At 57.1% G+C, this 14835-nt stretch carries 16 protein-coding genes and 1 pseudogene; 10 read left to right on the top strand and 7 right to left on the bottom strand.

All coding sequences use genetic code 11. From position 1 onward, the window contains the following. The first annotated feature begins 10 nt into the window (after nucleotides 1-10). Nucleotides 11-883: a GNAT family N-acetyltransferase gene (locus ABN482_RS02075; RefSeq protein ID WP_349502434.1), complete on the top strand. Its 873-nt coding sequence runs from the start codon at nucleotides 11-13 to the stop codon at nucleotides 881-883. Next, entirely contained in the window at nucleotides 880-1440 is a 561-nt protein-coding gene (rfbC, locus tag ABN482_RS02070; RefSeq protein WP_349502433.1) for a dTDP-4-dehydrorhamnose 3,5-epimerase, read from the top strand. Before ABN482_RS02075 ends, rfbC begins: the two co-directional genes overlap by 4 nt. A 54-nt stretch (nucleotides 1441-1494) precedes the next feature. On the opposite strand, the gene rfbA is transcribed toward rfbC, so the two are convergent. The 7 genes from rfbA to ABN482_RS02035 all read right to left on the bottom strand — a co-directional run bounded on the left by rfbA (nucleotide 1495) and on the right by ABN482_RS02035 (nucleotide 6606). Continuing rightward, the gene (gene rfbA, locus ABN482_RS02065; RefSeq protein ID WP_349502432.1) at nucleotides 1495-2370 is read right to left on the bottom strand and encodes a glucose-1-phosphate thymidylyltransferase RfbA; all 876 of its coding nucleotides are present in this window, start codon (nucleotides 2368-2370) and stop codon (nucleotides 1495-1497) included. A gap of 27 nt (nucleotides 2371-2397) precedes the next feature. Beyond that, nucleotides 2398-2736 (bottom strand): EscU/YscU/HrcU family type III secretion system export apparatus switch protein, encoded by a 339-nt coding sequence (locus tag ABN482_RS02060; protein ID WP_349502431.1) that lies wholly within the window; start codon nucleotides 2734-2736, stop codon nucleotides 2398-2400. Then, nucleotides 2723-3907 carry a flagellar hook-length control protein FliK gene (gene fliK, locus ABN482_RS02055; RefSeq protein WP_349502430.1) on the bottom strand — a complete coding sequence of 395 codons (1185 nt, stop codon included), beginning with the start codon at nucleotides 3905-3907 and terminating at the stop codon, nucleotides 2723-2725. The genes ABN482_RS02060 and fliK overlap by 14 nt, the downstream gene beginning before the upstream one ends. Beyond that, nucleotides 3904-4245 (bottom strand): flagellar protein FliT, encoded by a 342-nt coding sequence (locus ABN482_RS02050; protein WP_349502429.1) that lies wholly within the window; start codon nucleotides 4243-4245, stop codon nucleotides 3904-3906. Before ABN482_RS02050 ends, fliK begins: the two co-directional genes overlap by 4 nt. Before the next feature lie 19 nt (nucleotides 4246-4264). Further along, nucleotides 4265-4699 carry a flagellar export chaperone FliS gene (gene fliS / locus ABN482_RS02045; protein WP_349502428.1) on the bottom strand — a complete coding sequence of 145 codons (435 nt, stop codon included), beginning with the start codon at nucleotides 4697-4699 and terminating at the stop codon, nucleotides 4265-4267. A 9-nt stretch (nucleotides 4700-4708) separates the two neighbouring features. Beyond that, complete coding sequence (gene fliD / locus ABN482_RS02040; RefSeq protein WP_349502427.1) at nucleotides 4709-6109, bottom strand: flagellar filament capping protein FliD; 1401 nt, start codon at nucleotides 6107-6109, stop codon at nucleotides 4709-4711. 83 nt (nucleotides 6110-6192) lie between these two features. Next, a complete protein-coding gene (locus tag ABN482_RS02035; RefSeq protein ID WP_349502426.1) occupies nucleotides 6193-6606 on the bottom strand; it encodes a flagellar protein FlaG in 414 nt (137 codons plus the stop codon). 401 nt (nucleotides 6607-7007) lie between these two features. Between ABN482_RS02035 and flhD the strand changes: the two genes are divergently transcribed. The 8 genes and pseudogenes from flhD to ABN482_RS01995 all read left to right on the top strand — a co-directional run bounded on the left by flhD (nucleotide 7008) and on the right by ABN482_RS01995 (nucleotide 14835). Then, complete coding sequence (flhD, locus tag ABN482_RS02030; protein ID WP_349502425.1) at nucleotides 7008-7334, top strand: flagellar transcriptional regulator FlhD; 327 nt, start codon at nucleotides 7008-7010, stop codon at nucleotides 7332-7334. A gap of 48 nt (nucleotides 7335-7382) precedes the next feature. Next, nucleotides 7383-8018 carry a flagellar transcriptional regulator FlhC gene (flhC, locus tag ABN482_RS02025; RefSeq protein WP_349502424.1) on the top strand — a complete coding sequence of 212 codons (636 nt, stop codon included), beginning with the start codon at nucleotides 7383-7385 and terminating at the stop codon, nucleotides 8016-8018. 76 nt (nucleotides 8019-8094) lie between these two features. Further along, nucleotides 8095-8967, top strand: coding sequence for a flagellar motor stator protein MotA (gene motA, locus ABN482_RS02020; RefSeq protein WP_349502423.1), 873 nt, complete (start codon nucleotides 8095-8097; stop codon nucleotides 8965-8967). A 16-nt stretch (nucleotides 8968-8983) separates the two neighbouring features. Then, nucleotides 8984-9844, top strand: a pseudogene (motB, locus tag ABN482_RS02015) (flagellar motor protein MotB); the annotation flags it as partial. Nucleotides 9845-10082: 238 nt separating this feature from the next. After that, on the top strand, nucleotides 10083-10484 hold the full coding sequence (locus tag ABN482_RS02010) for a response regulator (RefSeq protein WP_109063107.1): 402 nt from the start codon (nucleotides 10083-10085) through the stop codon (nucleotides 10482-10484). A gap of 2 nt (nucleotides 10485-10486) precedes the next feature. After that, nucleotides 10487-12520, top strand: a complete 2034-nt coding sequence (gene cheA, locus ABN482_RS02005) for a chemotaxis protein CheA (protein WP_349502421.1) — start codon at nucleotides 10487-10489, stop codon at nucleotides 12518-12520. Between the two features lie 53 nt (nucleotides 12521-12573). After that, on the top strand, nucleotides 12574-13068 hold the full coding sequence (gene cheW, locus ABN482_RS02000; RefSeq protein WP_420810478.1) for a chemotaxis protein CheW: 495 nt from the start codon (nucleotides 12574-12576) through the stop codon (nucleotides 13066-13068). A gap of 27 nt (nucleotides 13069-13095) precedes the next feature. Next, nucleotides 13096-14835, top strand: a complete 1740-nt coding sequence (locus tag ABN482_RS01995; RefSeq protein ID WP_349502420.1) for a methyl-accepting chemotaxis protein — start codon at nucleotides 13096-13098, stop codon at nucleotides 14833-14835.

Genomic DNA, 14835 nt, shown 5'->3' with positions numbered 1-14835 from the left:
GAATGCCACGATGCTTCATACTCGCCAGTTTCTGGAGTATCACAAGTCTCGCTTTCAGGATCGTTCGTTGCTCATCTTTGAAGATGAGCGCCTGGTGGGCTTGCTGCCTGCTGCCGAGTCGCTGCAAGACGCAACGATAGTGTCGAGTCATCCTGGCGCGACATATGGCGGGATCATTCATGATGGAAGATTATGTGGCGCGAAGATGATCGAGGCAGTCGAGGTAATTGGCCACTTTTATAGAGAGTGCGGATATCGTAATCTCGACTATAAGGCTATTCCTGATATCTATAGCATCAGGCCCGCGCAGGATGACCTGTATGCCCTTTTCAGGTTTGGTGCAAGCCTTTTCCGGAAGGATTTGTCCAGCGCAATTCGACTGGATCGTAGAGGTGCCGTGAGCAGTCGCCGAAAGCGGAGTTTGAAAAAGGCACTGGAGAAGGTGATCGTTTCCGAAGAGATATGTCATCTTGATGCTGTTTGGCATGTCTTGCAGGATAACCTGCAGCGCAAGCATGGTACGCAGCCGGTCCATTCGCTGCCGGAAATCGCAGAGCTGTTTGCTCGCTTTCCCGAGCAGGTCCGATTGTTCTGCGCCCTGATTGACGATCAGGTAGAGGCTGGTGTCGTGCTGTTCAATTCACGGCAGGTCTGGCATGCCCAATACATTGCATCCAGTCAGGCCGGCTATTCCATATCAGCACTTGATGCTTTATTCGAGAATATTATTGCCTGTGCCGGCGCATCCGGTGCCGAGTATTTTGATTTTGGAATCAGTACGGAACAAAGCGGTCGTTTTTTAAATGATGGGCTGTATCGCTTCAAGACGGAGTTTGGCTCCGGCGGCGTGGTTCATGAGTTCTATCGGCTTTCGTTGTCATGAAATTGATAAGCACAAATCTTCCCGGACTGGTGATTGTTGAGCCACGAATCTATGGTGATTCGCGTGGCTGGTTTGCCGAAAGCTTTAATGCAGATCGTTTTGAGGCGGCTTTGGTGGAACTGGGTTTGCCGCCTGCCGGTCTGTTTGTGCAGGACAACCACTCTTGTTCTCATAAGGGTGTGCTGCGCGGCTTGCATTATCAGAAGAGCCCGCATGCGCAGGGTAAACTGGTACGTGTTGTACAAGGCAGCGCATTTGATGTCGTCGTTGATTTGCGGAAATCCTCTCCCACATTTGGGCAATCCTTTGGCATGGATCTGAGTGCGCAGAACAGACTTATGCTCTGGATTCCAGAAGGTTTTGCGCATGGTTTTTTGGCACTGGAAGATAATACCCATTTTCTTTACAAAACAACAGGGTATTATAATCAACTCAGTGAGGCGTGTATTTTATGGAATGATCCTGAGTTGAATATTCCATGGCCCATGCGAGAAGTTGTTCTCTCACCCAAGGATGAGCAGGCTACTGGGCTTGACCTGGCTGAGTTTTTTCCGTAGACAGCTGTAATGCTGGCTTGCGTATAGTCGGGCCTGATTGATTAATAAGCCGTTTCAGTCTTCCAGTAGTCTCAATAAATACTGGCCATAACCGGTTTTGCTGAGCCTCTGCCCGCATTCGGCCAATTGCATGCGATTGAGCCAGCCCTTTGTGTAGGCAATTTCTTCCAGGCAGGCTACTTTAAGACCCTGTCGGGTCTCGACTGTCTGGATGAATTGTCCTGCATCCATCAAGGATTCATGCGTTCCTGTGTCCAGCCAGGCAAAGCCTCGGCCGAGTAATTCGACCCGGAGCTTTCCTTCCTGCAGGTAAGCATTGTTGACATCGGTGATTTCCAGCTCGCCGCGCGCCGAGGGACGGACTGCCCGGGCAATGTCGATGACATCATTGTCGTAGAAATAAAGTCCGGTAACGGCATAGTGCGACTTGGGATGCTGTGGCTTTTCTTCGATGGAGAGGGCTCTGCCGCTGGTGTCGAACTCCACGACACCGAAGCGCTCGGGATCGGTGACATGGTAGCCAAATACCGTGGCACCGGATGTCTGGCCTGCCGCATGGCGCAGTTGTTCCGAAAAGCTTTGCCCGTAGAAAATATTGTCGCCCAATACCAGGCACACGGGCGCATCGCCAATAAATTGCTCGCCGATCAGAAATGCCTGGGCCAGGCCATCGGGAGAGGGCTGTGGCGCATAGCTCAGGCTGATGCCGAAGGCACTTCCGTCACCCAGCAGTTTCTGAAATCCAGGAAGGTCGTCAGGTGTTGAAATCAGCAAAATATCCTGAATGCCGGCCAGCATCAATACCGATAGTGGGTAGTACACCATGGGTTTGTCATAGATAGGCAGGAGCTGCTTCGAGACACCAAGGGTGATCGGATAAAGCCGACTGCCGGAACCGCCGGCCAGGATAATGCCTTTGCGTGGGATCATGGGTGTTGGAGAAGAGGAAAACGGAGTCTATGAACTGCGTTGTTTGATTGGCACAGTGAGCGCTTGTGCCAGTTGTGCTGCCTTGCCATCGCTTTTCCCGGCTGCGCTTTCGAGCTGATAAAGCCAGGCCAATAACTCTGCAATCGCGACATAGAGTTGTGGTGGAATGTGCTGGTCCAGGTCGACTTGCATCAACAGGTCGACCAGCTCTGGCGACTCGTGGATGAATACGCCATTTTCCCGTGCCGTACGAATGATGTTTTCCGCCTGCACACCGTAGCCCTTGGCGACGATCTTGGGGGCTGGTTCGTGGGTTTCGTATCGCAGTACGGCGGCACGCTGGCGCTGCCGTTTATCCTGGCTCATGGCTATCGTCCGGTGTGCCGATCTGGAGCTCGCTCAGGCTCAGGCCTGATGCCTGGAAACGGCTTTGCAACCGGGTGGCATGTCTTTGCAGTGTATCGGCGTGTTCAGTGCTCGATAGATGCACGGACCAATGCCCATTCTGGAGCCGCAAATCAGCCGCAATGGTGCCTAGTTGTGGCAGATGCAGGGTCAGGTGCGAGTGCCAGTGCTCCGCATCTTCGGCAGAGGCTTCGTTGGCATCTTGCTGCTGTCCCTGCCGGCGTTCGATTTCCCATTCCATCTGGGTGCCAGGCCACGCCTCGCCCTGGAACATGACGGACTGCTGCGCCAGAATATCCAGTTGCTGGCGCACGATCAATGTGACTTCCGGGGGAAGTGGTGGTGCTCCAGTATTGAGCATCTGGCCTGTGGTCGAGCCCGGCTGCAGGCCGGTCGGCGCGCCATTGGTGGAGGATTGTGCCTGGGCCCCATAAGCCTGGTGTGGCATGGGTGATGAGGTTCGCCCCTGATGCGCTGCCTCAGGCATTTGCAAATGTGCCTGAGGCTGGGCATGTACCCGTGCCATGGGCTGCTGGCCGTAAGTGGCTCGTGCCAACTGGGATTCGTAGAACAGGCCGCTTTGCGTGACGGTGCGAGCCAGCGCCAGCGCCAGTTGCATCACCGACGGCCCCTGCATGCCTGAGGATGCCAGGGCCTGCGAGACCGAGCCTGGTGCCGCCTGTGCCGGGGAGTTGCCTGGTTGTGCTTGTTGGCTCTGTCCGGGGGGATTGGGAAACAGGGGTGCGCGTAGCTGCGGCTGGGGTGGTAGCTGTGTTTGTGGGTACTGCTGCAACACGCTCATGATGGTCCGTGCTGCCTGCCCCAGAGATGTCGGCGATGACGGAAACAGCTTGCTGAGTGCGGCGAGATCAAAACCTTTGGCGGCACCCAGGCGAGTTTGCCGTGTCTGGTCCAGCGCTGCTTGTCGATTGGTTTCGCGCGCGGCCGGTTCACGGGCAGGTTGCTCCTGACGGCGTCCTGCGCCCGCTACCGGATCGCTTCTATCCACATGGGGAGCAAATGCCGGCTGTTGCCCACGGGTCAATGTGCCGTGCTTGGCCAGCGTGATGCCCAGCGCCGTGTCCAGGCGCTGTATCAGCAGATTGCTGGGCGCAGAGGGGCCACCGCTCATGCTGGTTGCGGATAAAGACCGTAGGCCTGGTTGAGCTTGTGTTCGCGCTGCGTCTGGGCAATCTGGCGGCGGATCTGACCAAGTTGCTCATCGGCCAGCAGGCGTATCTCGGCATCAACTTTCAGGATGCCTTCCAACAGTTCGGCACACCGGTTGCGATCAGCTGTTTCGGCGGGAATGGGTGCGTTGATCAACTCATCAGCCTGGGTTGTGTAGCGCTGCCCCAAGTCCATGAAAAACTCCCAATTGTCTTGCTGCGCGGCTACCAGCATGGCTTTGACCAGGCTGTGCAACTCTTCATATTGGGACAGCGATGCTGTGGGCAGGGGGGCGGCCATGGCGGCGGTTCTCAGGAGATCAGCGATGGGCGGGCGATGAATAGCCCGGGTCGACGGAAGTATGCCATGCGTCGGCGATATTGCTCAACAGGGTCAGAGCCAGATCCAGCTTGGTGCCATCTGCCTGCAGGTTGGCTTCGAGCAACTGGCGTACGACATAGTCATAGAGATCGGCCAGATTGATTGCAAGCTCCCCTCCTGTGTCCATGTTCAGGCCTGTCCGCAAACCATTCTGGACGATGTTGATAGCCTTGGAAATGGCCTGGCCCCGCGCTGAGATATTGCCACTGGCCAGATGTTCCTGTGCCTGGCGGATTGCATTGGTTGCGCCGTCGAACAACAGAGTGATCAGACGCTCCGGCGATGCATTGAGCACGCCGGTTTCGACGCCCACCTGTGCATAGCTGTTAAGGGAGCGTCTGTGGTTGGCGCGGGAAGGAAGAGGGGAGCTCATCTTGATTTACTACGAGTTTTTGGTGCCGTTGAGCACTGAGATCTGCGATGTCAGATAGCTGCTGGTGCTGCTCATCTGCGCAACCAGTACGTCAAGTGCGACAAAGCGGGCCGTATAGCGTGCCATGGTGTCTTCAATGCGCGCCCTGAGCTGTTCGTCTTGCTGTTCAAGGCCTGTCTGAGTGCGCTCGAGGCTGGTTCTACCATTATAAAACAGGCCATCAGTACGCAACATTTCTTCGGTGATGGCCTTGGTTTTGGCGGCAACACCGGTCTCGCCCTGAAATATTGCTGTGACATCGCCCGGACGCTCGCGGAGTGCCGTAGCCAGCAGGGTTTCGTCGATTTCAAGCTGACCTGTCTTGAAATTGGTCGTGATGCCCATGCCGGAAAGCGTCCGGTAGTCACCGCTGTCCAGTACGGGGGTCAGGGTTTCGCGGATGCGGGACTGGACACTGCGTGCCAGATAGTCGCCGTTGAGCGGGGCCGTGTTGCTTTCGCTTTTGGTCGTGTAGTCGGTGTAGACACCGATCTGGCTCAGGATGGCGTTGTACGAGGTTACGAACGCGCGAATGCCTTCCAGTGTGGCTTTCGTGTCGTCGGCGACATCCAGGGTATAGGCTTTGCTGGGGTCTGCTGCCGTCAGGTTAAGGGTAATTCCCTGAATGGCATCCTCTACCGTGTTTGAACCACTGCTGACGACGATGTCGTTGATCTTGACCGAGGCGTTGACTGCCGCCTGCGTGTTGGTCAGCTTGTCGAAAATCTGGGTCTTGACGTCGTCGTTGCCCGTGACGGTGATGCTGTCGATGTCTGCATTGACACCTGTGTCGCCAGCCGTCAACTGCAGATGGCGTGACGTGCCGTCGTTGATGATCGTGGCACGCACACCCAGGTTCTTGTCATCGTTGATGGCCCGCACGATGCCTTCCAGCGACGTGTCATTGAGCTCCAGCGTACGAGGCTTGGTGTCGGCGGTATCACCCTTGAGCTTGAACGTCACGGTACCACCGGTACCCAGTTGAGCGTAGCGGTCAAGATCGCTGTCCAGGGCACCCGAACGCACGCCACGCGTGGCCAGACTCTGGATGGTGACACTGTATTGGCCTGCAATGGCACCATTGCCTGTCGTGGCCGTCAAGCCTTCGCCCCCGGTCACTTTGGCGGTGGTGGCACCGAACAGGTTTTTGTCTGAGGACAGAAGTGGCTTGGCCAGCGCATTGCCGGCATTCTGGAAGCTGGCGACCGTGTTTCTCAGCGTGTTGTAGGCGTCAAGCTTGGACTTGTTGCGCTGATACTGCTTGGCCAGCAAGGCGAGCGGCGCTTCCTCGACCGTGCGCAGCTTGGCCAGTGTTTCGGTCAGGGGCAGGCCTGAACCCGCACCCAGGTTGGAGTTGATTGCTGTTGCCATGATGTGTTCTTTCCTTGTGTTGGTCTGGCTCGCCGGCTTTCAGGACGTGCGCTGAGGTTTGTTCTGTCGCGTGATCTGATCGATCAGGCCTGTGTGTCAATCGTGCGGTTTTGCGTGCTGGAGATCATCTTGGCGGCGCGGATGACTGCATCGGACGGGATGGTCTTGAGCACCTCACCGGTTTCCGCATCGACGATCGTGACAACCAGGCGGTTGGCATCCTTGTTCTGTTCGAATCGAAGCTGGGTCGCCCAGGCCTGCATGCTGCGGTTGAGCTGCTCCAGTGCCTTGTCGAGCGTGTCCTGGTCATTGGCCTGGCGACCCGGACGGTCATACGGCAAGTCAAATGGGTCGGCTGTGGCCGAGCCGGTCTGCCCCTTGTCCGGTGCATTGGTGGGCTGTACTCGCACGACGGCTTCGGCAGGCTGCGGAGCAGGTTGCTGCGCGGCGACAGGGCTTGCTGTCTGCACGAAGGTAGGAATCGGGGCAATGGTCATGGGTAACTCCGGTCGAGTTCACGGCTCCAGAAGAGCGATCCAGGTTCCTATAACGACAGCATGCGGCAGAACTTTAGGGGTGAGGCAAGGGTATCAGAATGTGGTTTATGGCGCAAAATGCAAGCAAAGTATTGGGGGATGTGCCAAATTCATCTTTGCGCTGTCATGATTCTGATACTATTGCGCCGATAGACTTAGAAAATGGTTCTTGATACAACAATTTGTATCTTGCATCGATAAGCCGTGTGGACTGCGACTTTCCAGTAGAGAAAGTGCCGTCATGTGCGGGGAGTGAAGGGGGCGGGAAGTAATAAAAGTTGCATGTATGTTGTCATACAGGCATTGCGGGCTCATCTTTCCAGCATGCGTGATATTGACAGATGGTGATAGAGTCGAAAAGGATGAATAAAGTGCAGTCAGGTACGCTATTAGACAATATCAAGGAAATCAATCTGTCCTATCTGATGTTGGCTCAACGGATGTTAAGGGATGATTACCCTGCAGCATTATTTCGACTTGGACTGGGACGGGAGGCGGCGGATGCGTTGCTGTCGCTGTCGCCGGCGCAGCTCGTGAAGCTGGGCAGCAGCAGCATGCTGCTGTGCCGTTTGCGGCTGGATAATCCCAATTTGTTGTCAACGCTCAACGATTCGGCACCTCGGGCTGAGTTGCAGCAGGTGCATGCAGCCATTCTGCTGTCATCGCAATCTGTCGAGCAATTCGCGTAATGCGGTGTATGCAGTGATGCACCGCCGGGGCATATGGATAGGATGCTTATGACTGTCAAGAGCGTCAGGCACGAGGCCCATGAAATCGAGCTGGCTGCATCGATGATCGAGCTGGGCGCGCGTTTGCAGATGTTGCAGGCAGAAACCAGCCTGAGTCGTGACCGCCTGGCTCGGTTGTATCGGGAAATTCGTCGGATGTCTCCGCCAAAGGGCATGTTGCCTTTCTCGGTGGATTGGCACATGACGTGGCTGCCCAACATTCACTCTTCGCTGTTTTACGGAATTTATCGATTCATTGTCGAGAATACGCCCAGCAAGGGTGCGCAGGCGCTGGTCGATGCCTATCGGCTGTATCTTGAGCAGGCGGGCGAGGACAGTAACGTCGAGGAGCCCGTGCTGAGTTTTACGCGTGCCTGGATGCTGGTGCGTTTTTTCGATAATGGCATGGTGCAGATGTCGCGATGTACCAAATGCAGTGGCCACTTCGTGGCCCATGCCTACGAGCCTGCGCATGAGTATGTGTGCGGTATTTGCCGGCCTCCGCCGCGTGCTGGCAAGACGCAGGCCCGCTCTGTGGCGGCACGCGGGCAGTGTGCGAAAGTGCAGGCCGAAAATGAGGATGCATCTGCCGACACCGAAAAGGGTCGGGCAACACGCCAAATAGCAAGGAAAAAAATGCGCTAACCATGCTTTTTGTTTGGTGGGTGGCGGGTGATCATATGCTGCTATCGATGCGCATGCTCAGAGTAGGGATTCTATCGTGCTGATTATTGTTGGTTATTTCGTCGTGTTCCTGGCTGTGGGTGGGAGTTATGTCGCCATGGGCGGGCACTTGGGGGCGCTTTACCAGCCTTTCGAGTTCACGTTGATTGGCGGCTCAGCGGTCGGTGCCTTCATTGCTGCCAATAGCCCAAAGACAATCAAGCTGACAGCCCAGAGCTTGGGACATGCACTGCGCAACTCTCCCTATGACAAGAAAATCTACATGGAGCTGATGGCCTTGCAATACGTGCTGCTCAACAAGGCGCGGCGCGAAGGCCTGATGTCCATCGAGTCACATATCGAGGATCCCGAGTCCAGCAGTATTTTTTCGGAGTATCCCCTGGTCAAGAAAGACAAGCGCATCATGGAGTTCCTGATCGATTACCTGCGCATCATGACCAGCGGCAACATGAGTGCCTTTGAAATCGAAGCACTCATGGATGAGGAAATCGAGACTTATAAGCATGAACGCGAGTTGCCCTCACATGCATTGAACGCTGTAGCGGATGGTCTGCCTGCCTTCGGGATTGTGGCGGCCGTGCTGGGGGTGATCAAGGCGCTTGCGGCCATTGATCAGCCGCCCGCCATTCTGGGGGACCTGATCTCCAAGGCCATGGTGGGCACATTCCTGGGGATTTTGCTGTCCTATGGCTTTGTTGCACCGTTGGCCAGTATCGTTGGACGGCGGGCTGACGATGCCGTCAAGGTGCTGGAGTGCATCAAGGTCACCTTGCTGGCCAACATGAACGGCTATCCGCCCCAGCTGGCCATCGAATTTGGCCGAAAAGTGTTGTTTTCCGGTATCCGCCCCTCGTTCAATGAGCTTGAGGAGCATGTGCGGCAGACCAAGCAGCCTGCTGCTGGCCGCTAGTTGACAGGGGATATGCATGGCTCGGGATGAATCCCAGCGGATTGTCATCCGGCGCAAGAAGTCGGGGCACGGTGGCGGCCATCATGGCGGCAGCTGGAAGATCGCGTACGCCGACTTCATTACTGCCATGATGGCGTTTTTCCTGGTGATGTGGCTTCTGAGCCTGATCCCCAAGGAAGATCTGAAGGGGCTGGCTGATTATTTCCGCACGCCGTTGAGTGTTGCCATCAAGGGTGGTCCGGCTGCAGCGACCCAGTCTCAGCCGATCCCCGGTGGGGGCAAGGATATTACCGAACGCGATGGCGAGCAGACGCGCTCTGATGGTGGTCAGTTCCATGGCACCAAGGAGCGGGAAATGCGACGCCTGCAGACCTTCCGGTTGCGGCTCGAAAATGTCATCGATCACAGTCCCATGCTGCGGGCCTATCGTCCCCAGTTGTTGATCGACATGACGACTGAAGGGTTGCGTGTGCAGATCGTCGATACCAACAATCGTCCGATGTTCGCGACCGGCAGTGCCCAGGTCGCCCCGTATATGCGCGCCATCCTGCGCGAACTGGGGCCGTTGCTCAATGAGCTGCCCAACAAGGTCAGCCTGTCCGGCCATACCGATGCGCTCAACTATGCGCAGGGTGAGCGTGCGTACAGCAATTGGGAGCTGTCGGCTGATCGTGCCAACTCTTCGCGCCGCGAACTGGTCGCGGGGGGCTTGAGCGATGACAAGGTCATGCGTATCGTGGGGCTGGGTGCCAATATGCCGTTGGTCAAGAATGATCCTTATGCGCCCGTCAATCGACGGATCAGTCTGGTCATCCTGAACGAGAGCACCCAGAAACGTATTGAGCAGGAAAATCAGGCAGCGGCTGACGTCACCTCCACGAACCCGGACGAACTGCAGGAGCAACTGGACAATATGCCGCTGCCCGAGACGCGTGAGTTCGAATATCAGATGCCGGTGTCCTTGCAGCGTGAGCCCGCATCGGAAGAGTCAGAAACGCTGCCGGAATGGGCCCGGGTGCCTTCCCTTGAGGAAGCGCGGGTCGAGACAAGAACGGACGTGGCGCACCATGAAGATGACGGTGCTGCCAACGCCGAGCAACTATAGGCTGAAGTTTATGGGTATTCGAGTTCTGGTAGTGGATGATTCGGTCACCATGCGCATGGTGGTGCAGGCTGCTTTTCTCGACGTGGGATGGCAGGTCACGACGGCCAGCAATGGCAAGGAAGCGCTGGATCTTGCGCAGCAGCAGCATTTCGACCTGGTGGTCAGTGATCTGAACATGCCGGTCATGCATGGGCTGGAGTTCATTGGCAATATGCGACAGCACTCTGCCAATCAGGATGTCCCTGTATTGGTGCTGACGACCGAAGATGACGACGCCAGCAAGGAAACCGCTGCGGAACTGGGCGTTTACGCCTGGGTCCACAAGCCCGTGGATCCGGATACGCTGGTTGCGCTGTCCCAGGATCTGCTGGATGGGCTGGCGGCTGAGAATTCAAATGGAGCATCGGAATAATCATGAGCATAGGCGTTGATCTTGGCCAGTTCTACCAGACCTTCTTTGATGAAGCCGACGAACTGCTGGCCGACATGGAGCGGCTGCTGCTTGAGCTGGATGTCGAGCAGCCCGATATTGAACATCTGAATGCCATTTTCCGGGCTGCGCATTCGATCAAGGGTGGCGCTGCCACCTTTGGCTGTTTTGGGGTCCTGGCGGAAACCACCCACCTGCTGGAAAGCCTGCTTGATCCGATTCGTCAGGGTGAAATGAAATTGCGCCCCGAGATGATCGATATTTTCCTGGAGACCAAGGACGTGCTCAAGAGCCAGCTGGATGCCTACCGTGCCGAGACCGAGCCCGATCCCGATACCTACGAGCATATCTGTGGCGTGTTGCGCCAGCTGGCACAGGAAAAGAATGGCGTTCCGGCTCCGGCTCCGGCTGCAGCGCCTGCGCCTGCCGCTGCACCTGCCGCGGCCGCGGTGCCTGCCTCAGCGGGAAATGATGCCATGCGGATCGTGTTCAGCCGCGTTTCCGAGAAAGACGGACAGTCCCTGCTCGAAGAGATGGGCAACCTGGGCAAGGTGCTCAAGCATGAGAAGGGCTCCGACAGCCTGACCGTGTGGATGGAGACGACTTGTTCCAAGAATGATGTCGAGGCGGTTTGCTGCTTCATCATCAACGAAGACCAGATCGCAGTCGGTCGCGAGGTCATCGAGGCTTCCGAGGCGGCAGTCGTTGCTGCCGTGATTCCCGAGGTGGCTCCGGTGCAGGTGCCGGTTGCGGCTCCTGTGGCAGACGTGTCTGCCGAAGCAACTGCCGAGGCGACACCCGCCCGTGCCGCCGCCAAGGCAGCGGCCAGGCCTGCCGTAGCAGCAGACAAGGAGTCGGGTTCGATCCGCGTCGGTGTCGAAAAAGTCGACCAGATGATCAATCTGGTGGGCGAACTGGTCATTACCCAGGCCATGCTGACGCAGATCGCATCCTCGCTGGATCCGGTGCTGCATGATCGGTTGCTCAACGGACTTGAGCAGCTTGAGCGCAATGCCCGGGATCTGCAGGAATCGGTCATGTCCATGCGCATGATGCAGATGGATTATGTGTTCAGTCGCTTTCCTCGCGTGGTGCGCGATCTGTGCACCCAGACAGGCAAGAAGATTCGTCTGGAAACCCAGGGCAAGGCGACCGAACTCGACAAGAGTCTGATCGAGCGGATCATTGATCCCCTGACTCACCTTGTGCGCAACAGCATGGATCATGGGATCGAGGATCCCGATACGCGCGCGCAGAAAGGCAAGAATCCGGAGGGGGTCATCACGATGTCCGCTCAGCACGTTGGCGGCAATATCGTGATCGAGGTCAGCGATGACGGCAACGGCCTGAACAAGGACAAGATTCTCGCCAAGGCGGCGAAGTCCGGCATGGTGTTGCCTGACAACATCACCGACGAAGAAATCTGGCAGCTGATCTTCGCGCCGGGTTTTTCGACCGCCGAGCAGGTCACGTCGATTTCTGGACGCGGCGTCGGCATGGATGTCGTGCGCCGCAACATCCAGGACATGGGCGGTCACGTCAAACTGTATTCGGAAGCAGGCAAGGGGACGCGCACCCAGATCATTCTGCCGCTGACGCTGGCGATCCTGGATGGCATGTCGGTACGCGTCGGCTCGGAAGTGTTCATTCTGCCGTTGAACCATGTTACGGAATCGATCCAGCCCCAGCTCGATCAGATTCATTCCGTGGCGGGCAACGAACGGGTGATACAGGTTCGAGGTGAATACCTGCCGCTGGTCGAGCTGCACCGTACCTTTTCGGTTGATAGCGCGCAGGAAGATCCTTCGCAGGCCATCGCCGTCATCATGCACGCCCAGGAGCGCCGTTTTGCGCTGCTGGTCGATCACCTCATCGGCCAGCACCAGGTCGTCGTCAAGAACCTGGAAGCCAATTACCGCAAGGTTCCCGGCATTTCGGCGGCGACGATCCTGGGGGATGGCAGCGTGGCACTGATTATCGATGTGTTCGCCATGGCCCGCAGCAGCGGTCGCGATTGATGTGCGCTGTGCGCAAATTTAAGAATTGATGGAGAAGTGTCATGACACAGCAAATGAATGCACTGGTTCGCAGCAGCGACGATGTGACTTCCGGCAATGAGTTTCTGGTCTTTACCCTGGGCCACGAAGAATACGGGATCGATATTCTCAAGGTTCAGGAAATCCGCGAATATGACGTCGATGGTGTGACGCGCATTGCCAATGTGCCCTCTTTCATCAAGGGGGTGACCAATCTGCGCGGCATTATCGTGCCGATCGTCGATCTGCGTATCAAGTTCAACCTGGGCGATGCACAGTACAACGAGCAGACGGTGGTCATCATCCTGAATCTCGAGCGTCGTGTGGTCGGGATCGTCGTCGATGGCGTGTCCGACGTGCTCATGCTCAATGCGAGCCAGATTCGTCCCGCCCCGGAATTCGGTGCCACGCTGTCGACCGAATATCTTACCGGTCTGGGTACGGTCGATGAGCGCATGCTTATCCTGGTGGATATCGAGAAGCTGATGACCAGTGACGAAATGGCACTGGTGGAAAAGGTCGGCACCTGACGCATCAGAGCATGGGAAGGTAGACGCGTGCGAAAACTGTTAGTCAATCTGAGCCTGCGCAGCAGCATCATTTCGGTGCTGCTGCTGTTTTGCCTGATGCTGGTGGCTGGGGCCGGGCTGGGCCTGGTGCCCTTGAGCTGGAACAATACAGAGTTCCAGCGCAATGCCGAACAATCCGAGCAGGTGCTGCGCCTGCAAGGGGCTGTGTCGCGCCTGGATGAAACCGTTGCCCTCTATCTTGATCTGAGAGCGGCTCAGTCCAGCGTCGTCGAGCGGTATTACATTGCAGAGCATGCAGCACCCGTACAGCCGCGCATTGAATACGATGCCTTGGGCAACCCCGTGGCTGTGCTGCCAACGGCAGAGGCACGAGGGCTCGGACCTGTCAGCAGAATTCGCCTTGCCGCTGCGCAGCAGCGCCTGGCAGAGGTCAGCGAGGCGCTCGAGCAGTTCAAGGCGTCCGCAGTCAGCTCCGGAGCAGACCAGGCCCAGTTGCAGGCATTGCTGTCGGCATGGAACAGCGTCGTCGGGCAGATCTTTCCCCGGCTCTTGGAGGCACTCGACAAGGCTGACATGCTGGCCTATCACACCATACTCGTGGATGAGCTCGAGGAGCGTGAGGCACAACTTGGCGAAGCATGGGCCAACTGGCGACGTACCCTTGAAAGCCTGATCGAGCAATCGGCCAATGCGACCCACCAGCAGTCCGAACAGGCGGAATACCGTTTCAAGTGGATCGTGGGTGGTGTCGTAGTCGGCATGATCAGTTCCGTCCTGCTGGTGCTGCTGACCTATATCTACCTGCAATGGCTGGTGCTGCGTCCTCTTGAAGAGGTCGTCGGGCATATCGAAGCGGTTTCCCAGGGCGACCTGACCACGCGGGTACGCGGTGAGTCGCGTAACGAAATCGGACGGCTCAATGCCGTGTTGCGTCGCATGCAGACCAACCTGACCCGCATGGTGTCGCAGGTGCGTCGTGGCGTGGATGAAATCAATCTCGGTGCGCGTGAAATTTCCCAGGGTAATTCGGATCTCAGCAGCCGTACCGAGCAGCAGGCATCTTCCCTGGAAGAGACGGCAGCGAGCATGGAGCAATTGGCTGCCACGGTCAGCCAGAATGCCGATCATGCCAGCCAGGCCGATCAACTTGCCAGCAGCAGCATGGAAGTGGCGCGTCGTGGTGGCAGTGCAGTGGCCGATGTCGTGAATACGATGCAGGATATTTCGGGCAGTTCACGCAAGATTGCTGAAATCGTCAACGTGATCGACAGCATTGCCTTCCAGACCAATATCCTGGCACTCAATGCCGCGGTGGAAGCCGCACGTGCCGGCGAGCAGGGCAAAGGTTTTGCCGTGGTGGCTGGAGAGGTTCGCTCGTTGGCACAGCGCAGTGCCCAGGCTGCCCGAGAGATCAAGATCCTGATTTCGGAGTCCGTCAACAAGGTCGACGTCGGTTCCTCCCAGGTCGAACATGCCGGCATGACCATGGATGAGATCGTTGCGGCGGTTCAACGGGTAACGGATATCATGGCCGAGATATCTTCTGCTTCACAAGAGCAGGCAACGGGTATCGATCAGGTCAATCAGGCCGTGACGCAGATGGACTCGGTCACGCAGCAAAATGCTGCGTTGGTGGAACAGGCTGCCGCGGCGGCGGCATCCCTGGAAGAGCAGGCGCGCAATGTGGCCGAGGCTGTAGCCGCATTCAAGGTAGCCTCCAACGAGGTGATCGATGTGCCCATGGATCGTTTGGTAAAGCAGGGATAG

The organism is Corticimicrobacter sp. (genome assembly GCF_040137905.1).
Taxonomy (GTDB): Bacteria; Pseudomonadota; Gammaproteobacteria; order Burkholderiales; family Burkholderiaceae_B; genus Corticimicrobacter.
Note: the sequence above shows the minus strand (reverse complement) of the source record. Positions and strands in the feature narration are given on the sequence as shown.

Bases quoted from the DNA above. Each gene is read 5' to 3' on its own strand.
- ABN482_RS02075 (WP_349502434.1), top strand. From the start codon at position 11: ATGCTTCATACTCGCCAGTTTCTGGAGTATCACAAGTCTCGCTTTCAG.
- rfbC (WP_349502433.1), top strand. From the start codon at position 880: ATGAAATTGATAAGCACAAATCTTCCCGGACTGGTGATTGTTGAGCCA.
- rfbA (WP_349502432.1), bottom strand. From the start codon at position 2,370: ATGATCCCACGCAAAGGCATTATCCTGGCCGGCGGTTCCGGCAGTCGG.
- ABN482_RS02060 (WP_349502431.1), bottom strand. From the start codon at position 2,736: ATGAGCCAGGATAAACGGCAGCGCCAGCGTGCCGCCGTACTGCGATAC.
- fliK (WP_349502430.1), bottom strand. From the start codon at position 3,907: ATGAGCGGTGGCCCCTCTGCGCCCAGCAATCTGCTGATACAGCGCCTG.
- ABN482_RS02050 (WP_349502429.1), bottom strand. From the start codon at position 4,245: ATGGCCGCCCCCCTGCCCACAGCATCGCTGTCCCAATATGAAGAGTTG.
- fliS (WP_349502428.1), bottom strand. From the start codon at position 4,699: ATGAGCTCCCCTCTTCCTTCCCGCGCCAACCACAGACGCTCCCTTAAC.
- fliD (WP_349502427.1), bottom strand. From the start codon at position 6,109: ATGGCAACAGCAATCAACTCCAACCTGGGTGCGGGTTCAGGCCTGCCC.
- ABN482_RS02035 (WP_349502426.1), bottom strand. From the start codon at position 6,606: ATGACCATTGCCCCGATTCCTACCTTCGTGCAGACAGCAAGCCCTGTC.
- flhD (WP_349502425.1), top strand. From the start codon at position 7,008: ATGAATAAAGTGCAGTCAGGTACGCTATTAGACAATATCAAGGAAATC.
- flhC (WP_349502424.1), top strand. From the start codon at position 7,383: ATGACTGTCAAGAGCGTCAGGCACGAGGCCCATGAAATCGAGCTGGCT.
- ABN482_RS02010 (WP_109063107.1), top strand. From the start codon at position 10,083: ATGGGTATTCGAGTTCTGGTAGTGGATGATTCGGTCACCATGCGCATG.
- cheA (WP_349502421.1), top strand. From the start codon at position 10,487: ATGAGCATAGGCGTTGATCTTGGCCAGTTCTACCAGACCTTCTTTGAT.
- cheW (WP_420810478.1), top strand. From the start codon at position 12,574: ATGAATGCACTGGTTCGCAGCAGCGACGATGTGACTTCCGGCAATGAG.